17 protein-coding genes are annotated in these 15227 nt (G+C 69.7%); 1 reads left to right on the top strand and 16 read right to left on the bottom strand.

The window, feature by feature from the left end; genetic code table 11:
* Positions 1-17: 17 nt before the first annotated feature.
* Complete coding sequence (locus EDF47_RS10455) at positions 18-671, bottom strand: hypothetical protein (RefSeq protein WP_123293393.1); 654 nt, start codon at positions 669-671, stop codon at positions 18-20.
* A gap of 174 nt (positions 672-845) precedes the next feature.
* Between EDF47_RS10455 and EDF47_RS10450 the strand changes: the two genes are divergently transcribed.
* On the top strand, positions 846-1295 hold the full coding sequence (locus EDF47_RS10450; RefSeq protein ID WP_207913211.1) for a MarR family winged helix-turn-helix transcriptional regulator: 450 nt from the start codon (positions 846-848) through the stop codon (positions 1293-1295).
* 7 nt (positions 1296-1302) lie between these two features.
* On the opposite strand, the gene EDF47_RS10445 is transcribed toward EDF47_RS10450, so the two are convergent.
* The 15 genes from EDF47_RS10445 to EDF47_RS10375 form a co-directional block, all read right to left on the bottom strand.
* Positions 1303-1863, bottom strand: coding sequence for an MOSC domain-containing protein (locus tag EDF47_RS10445; RefSeq protein ID WP_131877885.1), 561 nt, complete (start codon positions 1861-1863; stop codon positions 1303-1305).
* 70 nt (positions 1864-1933) lie between these two features.
* On the bottom strand, positions 1934-2431 hold the full coding sequence (locus tag EDF47_RS10440) for a flavin reductase family protein (protein WP_131877887.1): 498 nt from the start codon (positions 2429-2431) through the stop codon (positions 1934-1936).
* A gap of 32 nt (positions 2432-2463) precedes the next feature.
* Positions 2464-3297, bottom strand: coding sequence for an alpha/beta fold hydrolase (locus tag EDF47_RS10435; RefSeq protein WP_133938115.1), 834 nt, complete (start codon positions 3295-3297; stop codon positions 2464-2466).
* 30 nt (positions 3298-3327) lie between these two features.
* Positions 3328-4641 carry an NtaA/DmoA family FMN-dependent monooxygenase gene (locus EDF47_RS10430; protein WP_131877891.1) on the bottom strand — a complete coding sequence of 438 codons (1314 nt, stop codon included), beginning with the start codon at positions 4639-4641 and terminating at the stop codon, positions 3328-3330.
* Between the two features lie 20 nt (positions 4642-4661).
* Positions 4662-5978: an NtaA/DmoA family FMN-dependent monooxygenase gene (locus tag EDF47_RS10425; protein ID WP_131877893.1), complete on the bottom strand. Its 1317-nt coding sequence runs from the start codon at positions 5976-5978 to the stop codon at positions 4662-4664.
* Between the two features lie 132 nt (positions 5979-6110).
* Complete coding sequence (locus tag EDF47_RS10420) at positions 6111-6794, bottom strand: flavin reductase family protein (protein WP_133938113.1); 684 nt, start codon at positions 6792-6794, stop codon at positions 6111-6113.
* Between the two features lie 106 nt (positions 6795-6900).
* Positions 6901-8577 carry an ABC transporter ATP-binding protein gene (locus EDF47_RS10415; protein WP_131877897.1) on the bottom strand — a complete coding sequence of 559 codons (1677 nt, stop codon included), beginning with the start codon at positions 8575-8577 and terminating at the stop codon, positions 6901-6903.
* A gap of 85 nt (positions 8578-8662) precedes the next feature.
* A complete protein-coding gene (locus EDF47_RS10410) occupies positions 8663-9337 on the bottom strand; it encodes an isochorismatase family cysteine hydrolase (RefSeq protein ID WP_131877899.1) in 675 nt (224 codons plus the stop codon).
* Positions 9338-9347: 10 nt separating this feature from the next.
* Positions 9348-10865, bottom strand: coding sequence for an ABC transporter substrate-binding protein (locus tag EDF47_RS10405; RefSeq protein ID WP_131877901.1), 1518 nt, complete (start codon positions 10863-10865; stop codon positions 9348-9350).
* 48 nt (positions 10866-10913) lie between these two features.
* Positions 10914-11783 (bottom strand): ABC transporter permease, encoded by an 870-nt coding sequence (locus tag EDF47_RS10400; RefSeq protein ID WP_131877903.1) that lies wholly within the window; start codon positions 11781-11783, stop codon positions 10914-10916.
* Positions 11780-12697: an ABC transporter permease gene (locus EDF47_RS10395; RefSeq protein WP_131877905.1), complete on the bottom strand. Its 918-nt coding sequence runs from the start codon at positions 12695-12697 to the stop codon at positions 11780-11782. The genes EDF47_RS10400 and EDF47_RS10395 overlap by 4 nt, the downstream gene beginning before the upstream one ends.
* Before the next feature lie 182 nt (positions 12698-12879).
* Entirely contained in the window at positions 12880-13698 is an 819-nt protein-coding gene (locus EDF47_RS10390) for a UTRA domain-containing protein (RefSeq protein ID WP_131877907.1), read from the bottom strand.
* Between the two features lie 133 nt (positions 13699-13831).
* Positions 13832-14146: an SMR family transporter gene (locus tag EDF47_RS10385; RefSeq protein WP_131845112.1), complete on the bottom strand. Its 315-nt coding sequence runs from the start codon at positions 14144-14146 to the stop codon at positions 13832-13834.
* Positions 14146-14508, bottom strand: a complete 363-nt coding sequence (locus tag EDF47_RS10380; protein WP_131877909.1) for an SMR family transporter — start codon at positions 14506-14508, stop codon at positions 14146-14148. The genes EDF47_RS10385 and EDF47_RS10380 overlap by 1 nt, the downstream gene beginning before the upstream one ends.
* Positions 14505-15119: a TetR/AcrR family transcriptional regulator gene (locus EDF47_RS10375; RefSeq protein WP_123292952.1), complete on the bottom strand. Its 615-nt coding sequence runs from the start codon at positions 15117-15119 to the stop codon at positions 14505-14507. Before EDF47_RS10375 ends, EDF47_RS10380 begins: the two co-directional genes overlap by 4 nt.
* Positions 15120-15227: the final 108 nt, after the last annotated feature.

Here is a 15227-nt window from a genome sequence, read left to right as displayed (position 1 = left end):
GCCGGCCCGGAGCGGGATCAGGCCGTGAACGTCCAGGTCATGGGGACCGAGGCTGCGAGGCCCTGGTAGGTGTTGCCCGCCGAGGAGTCGAGGGTCACCGCGAAGTTGAACGGCGTCGAGGCGCCGGCGGCCGGAGCTGCGGGCATCGTGAAGGCCGACGCTGCGGCGCCCTTGAAGCTGGCGAGCGTGCCGCTGAAGACCGTGGTCGAGCCCGAGGTGATGACGAGGTTCATCTTGGCGCAGAGGTCGGTCGCGGTCCCGTTCGAGGAGCCGTTGTTCGACTGGGTGCACGTGCTGCCCGGCGTCAGGGTGAAGGTGCTCGCGGCAGCGGTGCCGGTGTTCTTGATCGAGATCGCCGTGTTGACCGTGTTGCCCGGCGTCATCGTCGTGCTGCCGCCGAACTTGTTGATCGTCGAGCAGGTCGCGGAGTTCGTCGAGACCGAGCCGCCGTCGGTGCTGAGGCAGGTGACGGTCGCGCCGGCGTTCTGCTCCTGCATGATCAGCGTGCCACTGGCGGCGGTGTTGCTGCTGTTCGTGATGCTCGCCGCGAACCCGGACAGGGTGCCGGTGAGCGAGAGGGAGAGGAGCACGGCGGCGAAGATGCCGGCGAGGAGCGCCACGGGGGCGAAACGGATCCGCTTCAGCGCGGAGGTGCGGAGCTTGGTGGACACGGTGTACCTCATCGGTTCGGTGGTTCGCAGTGGTTGGGGGAAGCAAGTCACTCGGGCGGATTTGCTTCAATCATTAAGATAGTCACCGCTTGACCAAGTTGGCCACTCGCACACCTACCCCAGTGCGGGGGACGCTCCCGTCCCCCGGGTTCCCGACATGGAAGGATTCCCCCCGTGACCCCCGCCGCACCCGATGACGACGCCGCCGACCTGATGGCCGCGTTCACCGCTGTCGTGCGCGCGAACGCGAGCCTGGTGAACCAGCTCAGTGCCCGAGCCGGGGTGCACGAGAACGCCCTGCGAGCACTCGTGCTCATCAGCGACACCGGGTACTCCACGCCGACGGAGGTCGCTGGCTACCTCGGCCTGACCTCGGGCGCGGTGACGAACATGATCGACCGGATGAGCACCGCCGGACTCCTCGAGCGCGCGCCGAACCCGAACGACCGTCGTGGGTCGTTGCTGCGGCTGCTGCCGAGTGGCGACGACGTCGTCGCGGACTACCGGCAGCGCTACGCCGCCATGCTCCGGGCGGTCGACGGCGCGCACGGCGGCGAGCTGCACGAGGTGCTCAACGACCTGGCGACGAGTTTGTACCAGCAGGCCGCGGCAACGGGGGAGTAGGGGCTCGTCAGACCGGCTGGAGCGCCTGCTGCTCGCCGGCGGGGAGCTCGACACGGATGCGGTCACCCGTCCGGACGACACCGCCGGTCACGACGACGCTCATCACGCCGCCCTTCCGCACCACCGCACCGTCCTCGTCCCGCCCGAGCACCTCACGCAACAGACCCGGTTCGAACCCGTTGATCTGCTGGCACGGGTTCCGCAGGCCCGTCACCCGGACGCACGCCTCGTCGCCGAGGTGCAGCACGGTGCCGGTCGGCAGGCCGAGCAGGTCGACGCCGCGGGTCGTGACGTTCTCGCCCATCTGGCCCGGCTCGAGGTGGTACCCGGCGTCGGCGACCTCGTCGAACACCTCGGCGTGGAGCAGGTGGACCTGCCGCAGGTTCGGCTGGGAGGGGTCACGTGCCACGCGGGAACGATGTTGGACGGTCGTCCCGGCGTGGGCGTCGCCCTCGATGCCCCAGCCCTCGACCAGGGTCACCTCGTCGACGACGGGCTTGCTGAACCGATGGACGTCGTCCCGGCTCACGGCGATCACACGCGGATGGTCGTCACGGTTGTCGGTCATGGTGCGATTCTGGCGCAGGTCGGGGTCCGGCGCAGCACAGATCTGGTCACGCGCTCACGCGCTCACGCGCTCACGCGCTCAGCTTCGCGAACGCGGATCGGTGCCAGACCAGCGGGCTGTGCGAGAAGTCCGACATCAGACCGTTCACCCGGAGGACCACGATGTAGTGGTCACCCGCCGGGTAGGTGTGCTCGACCGAGCACTCCAGCCAGATCGGGGCTCCTTCGAGGAACACCGCGCCGGTGTCGGAGACCATCGTCTCGATGCCGACGAACCGGACGGACTTGTCGCGCGACGCGAGCTGCCGCGTGACGGGTTCGTGGCGCTCCCCGAGGACCGAGACGCCGATCGTCCGTGCGCCCGCGAGCGCGGGCCAGGTGGTCGAGGTGTGCTGCACGGCGAACATCACCAGCGGCGGGTCCTGGGAGACACCCACCGTGAACGAGGACGCGACGAGGACGGTCGGCTCGTCGTCGACGACGGCGGACAGCGCGGCGACGCCGCACGGGAAGCCGGAGAACGCCTGGCGGAGCAGGGCCGGATCGGCGGTGGACGGTGCGGTGAACATCGGGACTCCTTCGAGGGTGGGCGGGCAGAGGGTCAGGCAGCGTCCGCGTGTGCGGTGAGTCCGGACCGGTCGAGGGCGGTGGTCACGGCGCGGACGAACTCGTCCGTCGCGAGGGCCGGGAACTGACCGGTCGAGGGCATCGCCACGACGTCGGTGCCCGGGACCACACCGAACGTGATCGGGTCGTCCGAGGTGAACTGCGCGGTCGGCGGCTCGAGGACGGTGAGGTGCACGCCGGCCGCCACGAGCGCGTGCATGTCCTCCCACGTCTGCCGGTGCCCGCGGAACACCGCGGGGTAGACCGAGGCGTACCGATCGGCGTTCGCGATCGTGTCCGCGACGGCTTCGTAGAGCACCCGTGGGTTGTCGCTGCCGTACAGGCCGACGTTCTTCGCGTAGAGCTTCGTCAGCGTCGACCCGTCCGCCGGGAACGCGATCGGTGGCGCCCAGTCGTTGGCCCAGTGCTCGAACGCTGCGTCGTCCGGCTCCTCCTGCGCGTAGAGCACGGCGCCGGGGACCCGGTCCGCCCCGGCCGCGACCGCCATCGCGGTGACGAGTGCCGACCCGGTCTTCATCCCGACCGGCAGGAACCGTCCGACCCCGAGCCCGTCGAGGGCCTGCAGCAGCACGGTCGCGTAGTCACCCAGGGGTCGGTCTGCCGGTGCGTCGTCGGACTGTCCGAACCCCGGGGTGTCGAAGGCGAGCACGGCGACGCCGTCCGGGAACGCCTCGAGGACGGGGTCGTAGACCGCCGAGGTGCGAGGTGACTCGTGGTACATCGCGATGACGCGCTCGGCGTCCCCCGGGGTCGGTCCGCCGGCGCGGAAGTGCACCTGGCCCCAGTCGGTGTCGACGTAACCGCGCATGATGGTTCCTCTCGTCGGGCCGATGCCCGGTCAGAACGCCCGCAGGTTGTCCCGCAGGTGCTCGTGGTCGTACTCGGTGCGGGTCAGCCCGCGAGCCTGGAGCTCCGGGACGAGCCCGTCGCACACCTCGGCGATGAACCGCCGGGTGACACCGTTCGTCCCGATCAGGAAGCCGTCCCCACCGGACACGTCCGCGAACGCCTCGAGCTGGTCCGCGACCTGCTCGACGGACCCGACGAGCGCCGGACCGGCGCCACCGGCCTCCTTCGCGACCGCCTGCCGCAGCGTCAGCGTGGCGTTGCGGTCCCGGTAGAGCGCGAAGTTCTGGGTACCGTTCGTCGCCAGGTCGAGTTCGCCGAGCGGGGTGTCGAGCGGCACGGTCGAGAAGTCGATGTCGGTGGACTTCGACATCGTTGCGAGCGGGATGTCGATGTTGTCCATCGCGAGCTGGACGCGGTCGTCGGCACGTTGCCGCGCCTCCGCCTCGCTGGACCCGACGATCGGCCAGACCCCGAACAGCACCTTGACGTCGTCCGGGTCGCGCCCGACCGCCGCGGCGGCGTCACGGACGCGGTTCCGGTAGTCGCGCGCCTTCTCGGGGGACGAGTGGATGGCGACGATGGTGTCCGCGTACTGCGCTGCGAACGCGATGCCGCGCGGCGAACCACCGGCCTGCGAGATCACCGGGCGGCCCTGTGGCGAGGGCCCGGAGTTCAGCGGCCCCCGGGTCGAGAAGTGGCTTCCCCGGTGGTCGGCGTACCGGACCTTCGTGTGGTCGGCGAAGGTCGCCGTGCGACGATCCGCCACCACCGCCCCGGGCTCCCACGTGTCGAACAGCGCGGTCATCGAGCGGACGAAGTCCTCGGCCACGTCGTACCGGGAGTCGTGCTCGTCCATCCCGTCGTGGCCGTAGTTCTGCAGCGCACGGTCGCTCGTGCCGGTCACCACGTTGACGCCGAACCGGCCCTTCGACAACTGGTCGAGCGTGCCCGCCATCCGCGCGAGCAGGTAGGGGTGGTACGCGAAGGTCCCGGCCGTCGCGATGATCCCGAGCCGTTCGGTCGCCTGCGCGAGCAGTGTCGCGACGATCATCGGGTCTTGCCGCGGCGCCTGCATGGCGTACTTCAGGTAGACCTCCATCGAGTCGCCGTAGCGGTCGCCGACGAAGGTGTTGTCCTCGATGAGCACGTAGTCGAACTTCGCGCGCTCCATGGCCCGGGCCAGGTCGACGAAGATCTGCGCGTCCTGCCAGTCGTCGCCGATCGAACCGGAGAACGGCTGTGCCCAAGCGGGTACCGAGGTCCCGTTGCAGAACCACCCGAGGTGGAATGGTGAGGCGGTCATGAGTGCTCCAGTCCCGACGCTCAGAACGCGGCGAGGTTCGCTTTGAACGTGGACTCGGGGTAGTCGCTGCGGATGAGCCCGCGCTTGCGGAGCTCCGGCGCCAGACCCGATGCGATCTCGTCGATGTACCGGCGCGAGTGCGTCCGCACCGGTTCGCCGCGGATCAGGAACCCGTCACCGCCGACGGCCTCCATGACCTCGTCCATCTGCTCCGCGACCGACGCCGGTGTGCCGACGAGCTCGACGGCCTCGGTCTGCTGCCCCATCAGCGCCTCGCGGATGGTCTTGCCCTGCGTGCGCTTCCGGAACTGCTCGAGCCCGGACTGGTGCCCGTTCGTCGAGACGTCGTCGGGCAGCGGGGCGTCCAGGTCGAACTGCTTGAAGTCGACCTCGGTGGTGATCGACATGATGCCGAGGATGGTCTCGATCTGGTCCTGGGTCAGCTCGTTCCGGCGGCGCGCGATCTCCTCGGCGTCGGCCAGCGTCTCGCCGAGGACGGGCTGGATGATGTACATGACCTTGACGTCGTCGGCGTCCCGCCCGTGACCGACGGCACGCGAACGGATGTCGTCGCGGTACTCGCGCATCTGGTCGACGCCCTTGGGCGCCGAGAGCAGCACGTTGGCGTGCCGCGAGGCGAAGTCACGCCCCTTCGGCGAACCACCGGCCTGGCAGATGACGGGGTGGCCCTGCGGCCCGGCCGGCAGGTTGAGCGGTCCGCGGACCTTGAAGTACTTGCCGTCGTGGTGGATGGGGTGCACCTTCGTGTGGTCGGCGAGGTACCCGGACTCGCGGTCGGCGACGATCGCGCCCGGTTCCCAGGAGTCCCAGAGGTCCTTCACCACGGTGATGAACTCGTCCGCCATCACGTAGCGCTCGTCGTGTGGCAGCAGGTGGTCGAGGCCGTAGTTCTTGCCGGCGAGGTCCTCGGAACTCGTCACGACGTTCCAGCCGACGCGCCCCTTGGTCAGGTGGTCCATCGTCGCCATCACCCGTGCGACGAGGAACGGCGGGTAGAACGAGGTCGACATCGTGGCGATGAAGCCCATGTGCTGGGTGACCTGCGCCAGCATCGGCAGCAGCGGCACCGGGTCACCCTTGGGGGAGTGCAGCCCGTGCTTCAGGTCGTTCTCGGTGCTGCCGCCGTAGGTGTCACTGACGAGCGTGGAGTCCTCGAACATCATGAAGTCGAAGCCGGCGCGCTCGAGCGAGCGGGCCATGTCCATGTAGTACTCGCCGTTGAGCCAGGTGAGCGGGGTGTCGGCCGCCCAAGGGGACTTCCACGCGGGCGTCTTGAACGGGGTGAACCACGCGAGGTGGAAGGGTTCGGCTGCCATTCGTGCTCCAGAGGGGGACTGAGGTGGTGGTGCGACCAGTCGATCAGTGCGCGATTTCGCCGCGGCTGCGCCACCGTGAGGATTCGATTACGCGTGCACCCGATCGCTCGGACCACCCGCTGATCGGGGGTTTCAGGCGGACGCGGAGATTTCCGCCTGCGGTTCGGGCGTGCCGGTGGTCCGGTCCGCCACCGCGCCCGCCAATACGCCGGAGCGGTGGCCGGCGAGCACGGCGTCGGCGGACGGCACCGGGATCCGGTAGGCCGACGTGATGGTCGTGTAGAGCGCGCCGCCGAGGCGGCCGACGGGGCGGTAGCGCTCGATGTCGATGCGCCCACGGTCGTCGAGGACCCCGTCGTCGGTGTGCACACCGACCACCTCGGCGAAGACGAGCGTCGCGCCGGGCATCTCCTTCTCCTCGGTCGCACGACACTCCAGGGCGACCTTGGCACCCGCCAGGCGTGGCGGCGTGACGACGGTGCTCGGGGTGGTGTCGAGTCCGAGCAGGGCCGCTTCGTCGACGTCGGCGTCGAACAGCGCGGCCGTGTCCGTCTGGTCGGCCTCGAAGCCCTCCGTGACCAGGTTGACAACGAAGTCGCCGGTGTGCCGGATGTTGTCGAGCGTGTCCTTGCTGCCGGTGAAGGACACCATGAGCATCGGTGGGTCCATCGTGACGAGCTGGAAGTAGCTGTACGGGGCCAGGTTGTACCCGCCGGCGAGCGAGACCGAACCGATCCAGGCGATCGGCCGCGGCACGACCGCGTTCTTGATCATCCAGATGAAGTCGACGTGTTCGGACGAGGTGTCGAGGTACATGCGGTGGCCTCCTGGCGCGCGTTCGTGGGTCGAGATCTGACGGGAGGCTCGGTGCAGGTCCGGTGGGTCGGCGCGCCTCCCGGGGCAGCCGGTCGCAGGGCCCGGCTCAGGCCGCGCGGTCGTCGTCCAGCACGCGGGCTCCGGGGATCGCCCGGAGGAGCGTCCGGGTGTACTCGTGCTGCGGGGCACCGAAGATCTGGTCGGGGGTGCCGGACTCGACGATCTGCCCGTGGTCCATGACGTGCACGCGGTGCGACACCATCCGGACGACGGCGAGGTCGTGGCTGATGAACAGGTACGCCAGACCGAGTTCCTGCTGCAGCTCGACGAGGAGCTCGAGGATCTGCTCCTGCACCACGACGTCGAGCGCGGAGACGGCCTCGTCGAGGACGACCAGGTCGGTCTGGAGTGCGAGGGCGCGGGCGATGGCGACGCGCTGGAGCTGCCCGCCGGACATCTCGTTCGGCAGCTTGTCCGCGGTCGCCGCCGGCAGAGCGACCCGGTCGAGCAGGTCGAGGGCGCGGGCCTTCCGCGTTGCGGCGTCGCCGATGTCGTGCAGCACCATCGGTTCCTCGATGCTCCGACGGACGGTCCAGCGGGCGTCGAGCGAGCCGTACGGGTTCTGGAACACCGGCTGCACGCGACTGCGGAACCGCATCAGGTCGCCGCCGCGCAGCCCGGAGAGCTCGGCGCCGTCGAAGGTGATCGAGCCGCTCGTCTGGTGCTCGAGCGCGAGGACCATCTTCGCCGTCGTGGACTTGCCGGACCCCGAGCCGCCCACGACCGCGACCGTCTCACCGCGTGCGATGTCGAAGGTCGAGCCGGTCACTGCGACGAAGGGGTCCTGCCGCCGCCAGCCGCTCGAGCGGATCGGGTACTCCTTGCGGACGTCGGTGAGCCGGACGAGCGGTTCGGCCGCCGCCACCGCGAGGTCGGGGCCGGTCGGACGGTGAACCGTCGTCGCAGGGCCGTCCCCGACGAGGCGGACGGATCCGAAGTCCGGGGCGGCCGCGAGGAGCCGCTGCGTGTACTCGTGCTGCGGACGCGCCAGGATCCCGGCGGCGCGGCCCTGCTCGACGACGTCCCCGCGGTACATGACGAGGATCGTGTCGGCACGTTCGGCGGCGAGCGGCAGGTCGTGGGTGATCAGGAGCACGGCGGTGCCGAGTTCACTGGTCAGCCGGTCGAGCTCGTCGAGGATGGTCCGCTGCACGGTGACGTCGAGGGCACTCGTCGGCTCGTCGGCGATGAGGAGCTTGGGACGACAGGCGAGCCCCATCGCGATGAGCACCCGCTGCCGCATGCCGCCGGAGAGCTCGTGGGGGTACTGGCGTGCACGGCGCTCCGGCTCGGGGATCCCGACCATCTCGAGCAGCTCGACGACACGGGTCCGTGCCGCCGCGCCCTTGGCGATGCCGTGCACCTCGAGTGCCTCGCGGATCTGCGTGCCGACACGGTGGATCGGGTCGAGGTTCGACATCGGGTCCTGTGGCACCAGGCCGACGCCCTTGCCCCGGATACCGACCATCGTGCGCTCGGGGGCATCGTGGATCGACACCCCGTCGAAGGTGATGCTGCCGTCCGAGATCCGGCCGTTCTCGGCGAGCAGGCGGTTCACGCTGGCCGCCGTCGTCGACTTGCCGGAGCCGGACTCGCCGACGATCGCCAGGGTCTCCCCGGCGGCGAGGTCGAACGACACCCGGCGGATCGCCTCGAACTCACCGGACGGGGTCGTGAACGTCACGGCCAGGTCGCGGACGGACAGGAGCGGCTGCTGCGTCATGGGGGCTGCCTTCGGGACAGGAGCGGAGCGTGCGAGGAGAGGGGCGCGGGCCGGCCGTTGCGGCCGGCCCGCGCTGGGGTGGTGACTAGACCGCGACGGTGGGGAGCGGGGTCTCCACACGCGGCTGGGGCGTGCCTGCGAAGGACGGTGTGCCGCCCCACGAGGTCTCGACGTCGGCGAGCTCGACGACCTCGCCGAACGACCAGCCCATGCCGAACAGGGCGAAGTGGTTGCGCTCCGGCGTGAACTCGGCGACCGCGTCCCGCACGACGTACGTGGCGTAGTCACGCTGTCCCGCGTCGCGGACGGTGGTCTCGACGCAGATGTTCGTCGTCACACCGCAGACCACGAGGTTGCGGACACCCATGCCGGTCAGGACGGGTTCGAGCCGGGTGCCGTAGAACGCACTCGGGCGGGACTTGTCGATCACGACCTCGTCGGGTCGGGCTCCGAGCTCGGGGATGAGCTCGATCTCGTCGGTGCCGTACCCGAGCGAGTTCGCGGCGATCCGGTCGGTTGCCTTCGCACCCTTCGTGACACCGAAGTCGACCATGCCAGGGCTGTAGACGTAGCGGGTGAAGATCACCGGCACGCCGGCAGCACGTGCGGCGTCGACGAGGGCGACGGTGCCGGGGATCGCGTGCCGCAGCGGGGTGACGTCGATGCCGGCGCGGCCGAGCGAGTCGTCGTTGTCGAAGAACGCGCGCTGCATGTCGACGACGATGACGGCGGTGTTCTCGGTGGGGATGGTGGTGGTCATCGTGCGACTCCTAGTTGAAGAGGATCATGCCGTTGGGACGGGGCGTCCAGTCGAGCCCCTTGGTGACGCCGTACGTGTAGGTGTCGGCGATGAGCGGTGCGTAGTACGTGTTCTCGTCGACGATCGCCGAGACCTGCCCGAGGTCGGCGTTCCGGGCGTCCTCGTCGGGTTCTGCGAGCTCCTTCTCGAGCAGCGCGTCGATCTCTGCGTTCTTCGCGTAGCCCTGGCCGCCGGACTTGGTGAGCATGGTCAGGGGAAGGTCGGCGTCGAGCACCGACGGGGCGAACGCGTAGATGTACAGACCGGAGAACTTGTTCGAGAACCAGTTCGACGAGAACGTCGAGAACTCCTGGCCGTCGAGCTCCACCGTGATGCCGACCGCTTCGAGGTACTGCTGGATCGACTGTGCGAGCTGCTGGATCTGCGGCAGGGTCGTCGTCGGGTAGCTCAGCGTGATGGCGGACCCGTCGTACCCGGAGGCCTCGACGAGCTGCTTCGCCTTCGCGACGTCCTGCTCCGTCGGCTCGATGGAGTCGTCGTAGCCCTGGGTCACCGAGGCGACGAGCTGGCTGGCCGGCTCGGTGGTCCCGGCCATCAGCTTCTCGGAGATCGCGTCGCGGTCGACAGCCAGGCTGACGGCCTTGCGGAAGTCGGCGTCGTCGAGCCACTTCGCGGTCGCGTTGAAGCCGGTGTAGATGACCCGGTTCGACTTCGTGTCGACGACGTCGATCGCGTCGGACGACTCCGCGGTGTCGACGCTGGCCGGTCCGAGCAGCGCGATGTCCAGGTCGCCGGACTGCACCGAGTTCGCGCGGGTGGTCTCGTCCGGCACGAACTGGAAGACGACGTTCTCGTAGGTGCCCTGCTTGCCCCAGTAGTCCGGGTTCCGCTTCAGGGTGATGGAGTCGCCGCGGGTCCACTTCACCACCTCGTAGGGACCGGAGCCGACCGGCTTCTGCCCGAACGCCTTCGCACCCTCGGCGTAGATCGCCTCCGGCAGGATCGACACGAGTGTGACCTGGCGGTCGAACGGCGCGTACGCGGTGTTGAGGTGGAACACGACGGTGGTGTCGTCGGTCGCTTCGAGGGAGTCGATCGCGGTCATGTAGCCGCCGAGGTTCGACTCGGGGTCCTTCATCGCCGTCTCGTAGGTGTACACGACGTCGTCGGCGGTGACGGGGGAGCCGTCGGAGAACTCGGCGTCGTCACGGAGCGTGAACGTCCACGTCGTCAGGGCGTCGTCGTGGGTCCACTCGGTCGCCAGGCCCGGCTCGACGCTGCCGTCCGCCCCGATGGTCGTCAGCTGGTCGAAGACGTTCTCGAAGACGTTGAGCGACTGCAGGTTCGTGTCGAACACCGGGTCGAGGGTCGACGGTTCGGCGGTCAGGGCGGCGGTGACGGTGTCCTTGGTGGTCGAGCCGCTGCCGGTGTCGGCGGACGAGAAGCCCGAGCAGCCGGTGAGCACGAGTGCTGCGGTGCCGGTGAGGCCGACCGCAGCGAGGAGTCGGTGGATCCGGGGTGATGCCATGAGGGGGTGGTCCCTTCCGGGTCAGGGGTGCGGGGGTGGGACGAGCGGTCAGCGACGCGAACGGCGCGCGGACAGGCCCTGCGAGACGAACTGGACCCCACCGATGACCATCAGGATCATCAGGGCGGGCAGGACGACGAGCGCTGGGTTGGTCTGCAGGTAGTTCTGGCCGTCGGCGATGAGTCCGCCGAGGCTGGGGGTCGGCGGCTGGATGCCGAGGCCGAGGAAGGACAGGGACGACTCGATCGTGATCACGGTGCCGACCTCGAACGCCGCGAGGATCGCGATCTGCGGGAGCACGTTCGGCAGCAGGTGGCGGCTGATGACCCACCATCCGGACCCGCCGGCCGCGGTCACGGCGGTGACGAACTCGCGTTCCCGCAGCGACACCGCGATGGAGCGCGAGACGCGGCCGTAGCCGACCCAGTTCGTCAGGCCGAGCATCACCACCAGCAGGGTGGTGCTCGAACCGAGCGCGGCGACCAGCACGATGAGGAGCAGGACGACCGGGATCGACAGCTGCACGTCGGCAACGCCCATCAGGAACGCGTCGAGACGACCGCGGCGCCACCCGGCGACGAGCCCGATCGCCAGCCCGAGGACCATCGAGATGAGCACGGCGCCGAAGGCCACGACGAGCGACGTCCGGGTCGCCACGGACAGCCGGCTGAGCAGGTCACGGCCCAGTGCGTCCGTCCCCATCAGGTGGGCACCACTCGTGAAGGGCGTCTGCTGCGCACTCGCGAGGTCCTGCGTGTACGGGTTGAAGCCGGGCAGGAACGGCACCACCACCACGACGAGTGCGACGATCACGAGCATGACGGTCGCGACGACGAGCGAGGGCGCCGCGCCGACGAGTCCCGCGGTGAGGGACCTTGCCTGGGTGCGGGAACGGAGCCGGTTCGTTGCCTGGGTCATGAGAGCCTCACTCGCGGGTCGAGCACCGCGTAGAGCATGTCGACGATGAAGTTGATGCCGACGAAGAGCACGGCGATCAGCACGACGCCGGCCTGCACGATCGGGTAGTCGCGCTCCGTCACGCCCTGCACGATCAGCCGGCCGAGGCCCGGCCAGTTGAAGACCATCTCGAGCACGACCGTGCCGCCCATCAGCACCCCGAGGTTGATGCCGGCGATCGTGATGACGGGCAGCAGGGCGTTCGGGAGCATGTGCCGCGCGACGATCCGGCCTCGGGGGACGCCCTTCGCGCGGGCGGTCCGGACGTAGTCCAGGGTCCGTGACTCGTCGAACGAGGACGAGATCAGCCGCAGGTACAGCGCCACTTCGAACGTCGCCATCGTCGCGACGGGGAGCACGAAGCTCGCGTAGCTCGTGCGGCCGATCGCGGGGAGCAGCCCCAGGGAGACCGAGAACACGAGCACCAGCAGGATGCCGAACAGGTACGGCGGGATCGCCTGCCGGACCGTCGCGAGCCACATCAGCGTCGACCGGAGCCGCTTGCTGCCGGTCGTCTCGGCGACGACCGCCAGGGCCACCGCGAGCGCGAACCCGATGACGAACGAGGTCAGGGCGAGCTCGACGGTGTTCGGCAGCCGCTCGAGCACGAGGCCGAGTGCTGACTGACCCTGCCGGATCGAGTCGCCCAGGTCGCCCCGGAACGCACCCGCCATGAAGTCGACGTACTGCACGAGCAGCGGCCGGTCGAGCCCGAGGCTGTGCCGGGCGGCGTCCACGTCGGCCTGCGTCGCCTGGTCCGGCAGCATGAGCCGGACCGGGTCCCCGGTCAGCCGGGCGAGCACGAACGCGAACGTGAGCACCGCGAGGACCGTGACGACGATCCGCGCGACGCGGGAGCCGATGAACCGCACCATGTGACGGTCCTTCCTTGAGCGGGTACGAGGTGGTCACCTCGGTGTGCAGGTGACGCTACGGACCGATTGATTCCGCACCGTGACCTGTCGGTAACGGTTGATTGCGCGCCGTCGATCCGCATGGGCAAGCCGATCGAGGGCGTTTCCGCCGCTGTCGGCGGTCTTGGTTCGTACCGCGTTGCTCAGCGCGGAGGCGTCGGTGTCTTGAGCATCGCGGGAACGTCGTCGTGCTTCGCCCACAGCGCCACACGGTCGCCGCGGTAGTGGCCGTAGGCGAGCATGCCGACGCGACCGTCCGCACCGCGCACGAGCGTCTCGCGCACCAGGATCGCGGCACCGACCGCGACCTTCAGGACCTTGGCGGTGCGCTCGTCGCAGTTCACCGCCTCCACGGTCGCCTCGACGTGCGACAACGCGACCTGCCGCATCGCGTTGAGCCGGGCGTCCCGGTCGTCGTCGTCGACGAGCAGGTCCGGCGCGTCCATCGGGTAGTACCCGACGAGCACGCCGAGCGGTTCGCCACCGCGGGTGACGAGGTCCTCGCGCATGAGCACGTACTCATCGTCGATCTCCAGCCGGCTCCGGATGTGCTCGTCGGCCAGCACGGGCGCGCGCTCCAGCTCGGTCAGTTCGAGGGACACGGAGGGCCGGTCCGGGTCCTCCTCGGCGCGGGTCCATCCGCCGATCGGCAGGAGTTCCAGCAGCGGCAGCTCGGAGATCGAGGCCACGACGCTCGTCCCGATGCGCTGTCGTCGTTCGATGAGCCCCTCGGCACCGAGCATCGACAGCGCCGACCGGATGCTGCTCCGGCTCATCATCATCGACATGGTGAGGCTCTGCTCCTCGACCGGACGCCCGGCCGCGAGCACGCCGCGCCGGATGCTCGCCCGCAGGAGCACGTGGGCCCGTCGCGGGGAGGACTGCAGGAGTTCGCGGATCCGCTGGCCACTGCCGCTCCGGGCTCGGGCGATGGCCTCGGTGAGTTCGGTCTGCGTGTACACGTCGATCCTCCGGTCCGGAGCCGACAGTGCCAGCGGCCCCTCGGTGGAGGCGAGCTTATGGACGACGCGTGTCGTGCAACTACCCCGGAGCGTTACGTGTTGATTACGCCGTGCAGCCGGCCGAGCGCAGGGGTCAGTGTCCGAGCTCGACCAGGAACACCCCGGCGATGATCAGCGCGATGCCGCCCAGCATGAGCAACGTCAAGGGTTCGCGGAAGAGCACCCGGCCCAGGATCGCCGTCAGTGCGACACCGGTCGCGGCCCAGATCCCGTAGGCGACACCGATCGGCAGGCCGAGCGTCAGGGCCACGGCGAGCAGGCTGAAGGCGACGAGGTACCCCAGGACGACGGGCACGAAGAACAGCTTCTTGCCGTCGGTGGCGAGCTTGAGGCTGATCGTGGCACCGACCTCGGAGACGATCGCGACGGCGAGCAGGACCCAGGCCATCAGAACGCCTCGCGCTCTGGCGTCTGGCGCTTCCGTGCGGCGAGGGCTCGCTGCGAGCCGATCTCGACCAGCAGCACGCCGGCAGCGATCAGCACGATGCCGACGACCATGGTGAGCGTGAGTGCCTGCCCGAACAGCACGGCCGCGAGCACGGCGGTCAGGGCGACGCCGGAGGCTCCCCAGATGCCGTAGGCGACCCCGACCGCCATCCCCGCGCGGAGCACCAGGATCAGCATCGCGAACGCGGCGACGTAGCCCACGGCGACGAGCGCGTACCACCCGGGCTGGTCGACGGCAGCCTGCATCGAGAGCGCTCCAGTGACCTCGGCGACGATCGCAGTCCCGAGGAACAGCCACCTCATGCGCCGGTCCCGTCCGCCAGGGCCGCGATCGCCCGTGCCGCGACCCGGACGGTGGCCTGTGCGGCCCTGTCGTCCCGGTCGGCGAGCCACGTCGAGCTGATGCCGTCGGCCGTCGCGATGAGCAGCCGGACGACGTGCTCGACCGGCACTGCCCAGCGGATGCCGTCCTCCGCGGTCCACTCGTCGACCTGCTCGCGGACCGCATCGAGGTACGCGTGCTGCTCCCAGGCGGCGAGGTCCTGCAGGTCGGGGTCGCGTCGCGAGTAGGTGACCAGCTCGACGACGGCGAGTGCGGTCGCTGGGTCGTCGCGCGTCTGCGCGAGGTGGGCCGACAGGCCGGAGGTGATCCGGGCCTCCAGGTCGAGCCGCGTGACCGGTGGTGCGAACGCGACCGCCATGGCCGTGCGGAGCTGGCGTTCGAGCACGGCACGGAAGAGCGGCGCCTTCGATGCGAAGCAGTAGTGGAAGGCGCCGTGCGGCAGGCCCGCGCGGGCGGTGACCGCGCGGGTGGTCACCGCGCTGATGCCGCCGTCGCGCAGGACGGCGATCGCGGCGTCGACGAGCTGCTCGCGTCGTTCCTCGACGCTGCGGTGCTCTTGCTGGAGGGTCATGGTCCGACCGTAACGCCGAACTTGGCCATGTGGCCAAGTCGGGCGGTGAACTCTCAGCGTGGGATGGGTGGGCCCCAGCACCCCGGTCCACAGCAGAAGGACCCTCGG

Source organism: Curtobacterium sp. PhB190 (genome assembly GCF_004365385.1).
Taxonomy (GTDB): domain Bacteria; phylum Actinomycetota; class Actinomycetes; order Actinomycetales; family Microbacteriaceae; genus Curtobacterium.
The sequence above is the reverse complement of the archived record's forward strand: the minus strand, read 5'-3'. Positions and strand labels throughout refer to the sequence as shown.

Bases quoted from the DNA above. Each gene is read 5' to 3' on its own strand.
- EDF47_RS10445 (WP_131877885.1), bottom strand. From the start codon at position 1,863: ATGACCGACAACCGTGACGACCATCCGCGTGTGATCGCCGTGAGCCGG.
- EDF47_RS10440 (WP_131877887.1), bottom strand. From the start codon at position 2,431: ATGTTCACCGCACCGTCCACCGCCGATCCGGCCCTGCTCCGCCAGGCG.
- EDF47_RS10435 (WP_133938115.1), bottom strand. From the start codon at position 3,297: ATGCGCGGTTACGTCGACACCGACTGGGGCCAGGTGCACTTCCGCGCC.
- EDF47_RS10430 (WP_131877891.1), bottom strand. From the start codon at position 4,641: ATGACCGCCTCACCATTCCACCTCGGGTGGTTCTGCAACGGGACCTCG.
- EDF47_RS10425 (WP_131877893.1), bottom strand. From the start codon at position 5,978: ATGGCAGCCGAACCCTTCCACCTCGCGTGGTTCACCCCGTTCAAGACG.
- EDF47_RS10420 (WP_133938113.1), bottom strand. From the start codon at position 6,794: ATGTACCTCGACACCTCGTCCGAACACGTCGACTTCATCTGGATGATC.
- EDF47_RS10415 (WP_131877897.1), bottom strand. From the start codon at position 8,577: ATGACGCAGCAGCCGCTCCTGTCCGTCCGCGACCTGGCCGTGACGTTC.
- EDF47_RS10410 (WP_131877899.1), bottom strand. From the start codon at position 9,337: ATGACCACCACCATCCCCACCGAGAACACCGCCGTCATCGTCGTCGAC.
- EDF47_RS10405 (WP_131877901.1), bottom strand. From the start codon at position 10,865: ATGGCATCACCCCGGATCCACCGACTCCTCGCTGCGGTCGGCCTCACC.
- EDF47_RS10400 (WP_131877903.1), bottom strand. From the start codon at position 11,783: ATGACCCAGGCAACGAACCGGCTCCGTTCCCGCACCCAGGCAAGGTCC.
- EDF47_RS10395 (WP_131877905.1), bottom strand. From the start codon at position 12,697: ATGGTGCGGTTCATCGGCTCCCGCGTCGCGCGGATCGTCGTCACGGTC.
- EDF47_RS10385 (WP_131845112.1), bottom strand. From the start codon at position 14,146: ATGGCCTGGGTCCTGCTCGCCGTCGCGATCGTCTCCGAGGTCGGTGCC.
- EDF47_RS10380 (WP_131877909.1), bottom strand. From the start codon at position 14,508: ATGAGGTGGCTGTTCCTCGGGACTGCGATCGTCGCCGAGGTCACTGGA.
- EDF47_RS10375 (WP_123292952.1), bottom strand. From the start codon at position 15,119: ATGACCCTCCAGCAAGAGCACCGCAGCGTCGAGGAACGACGCGAGCAG.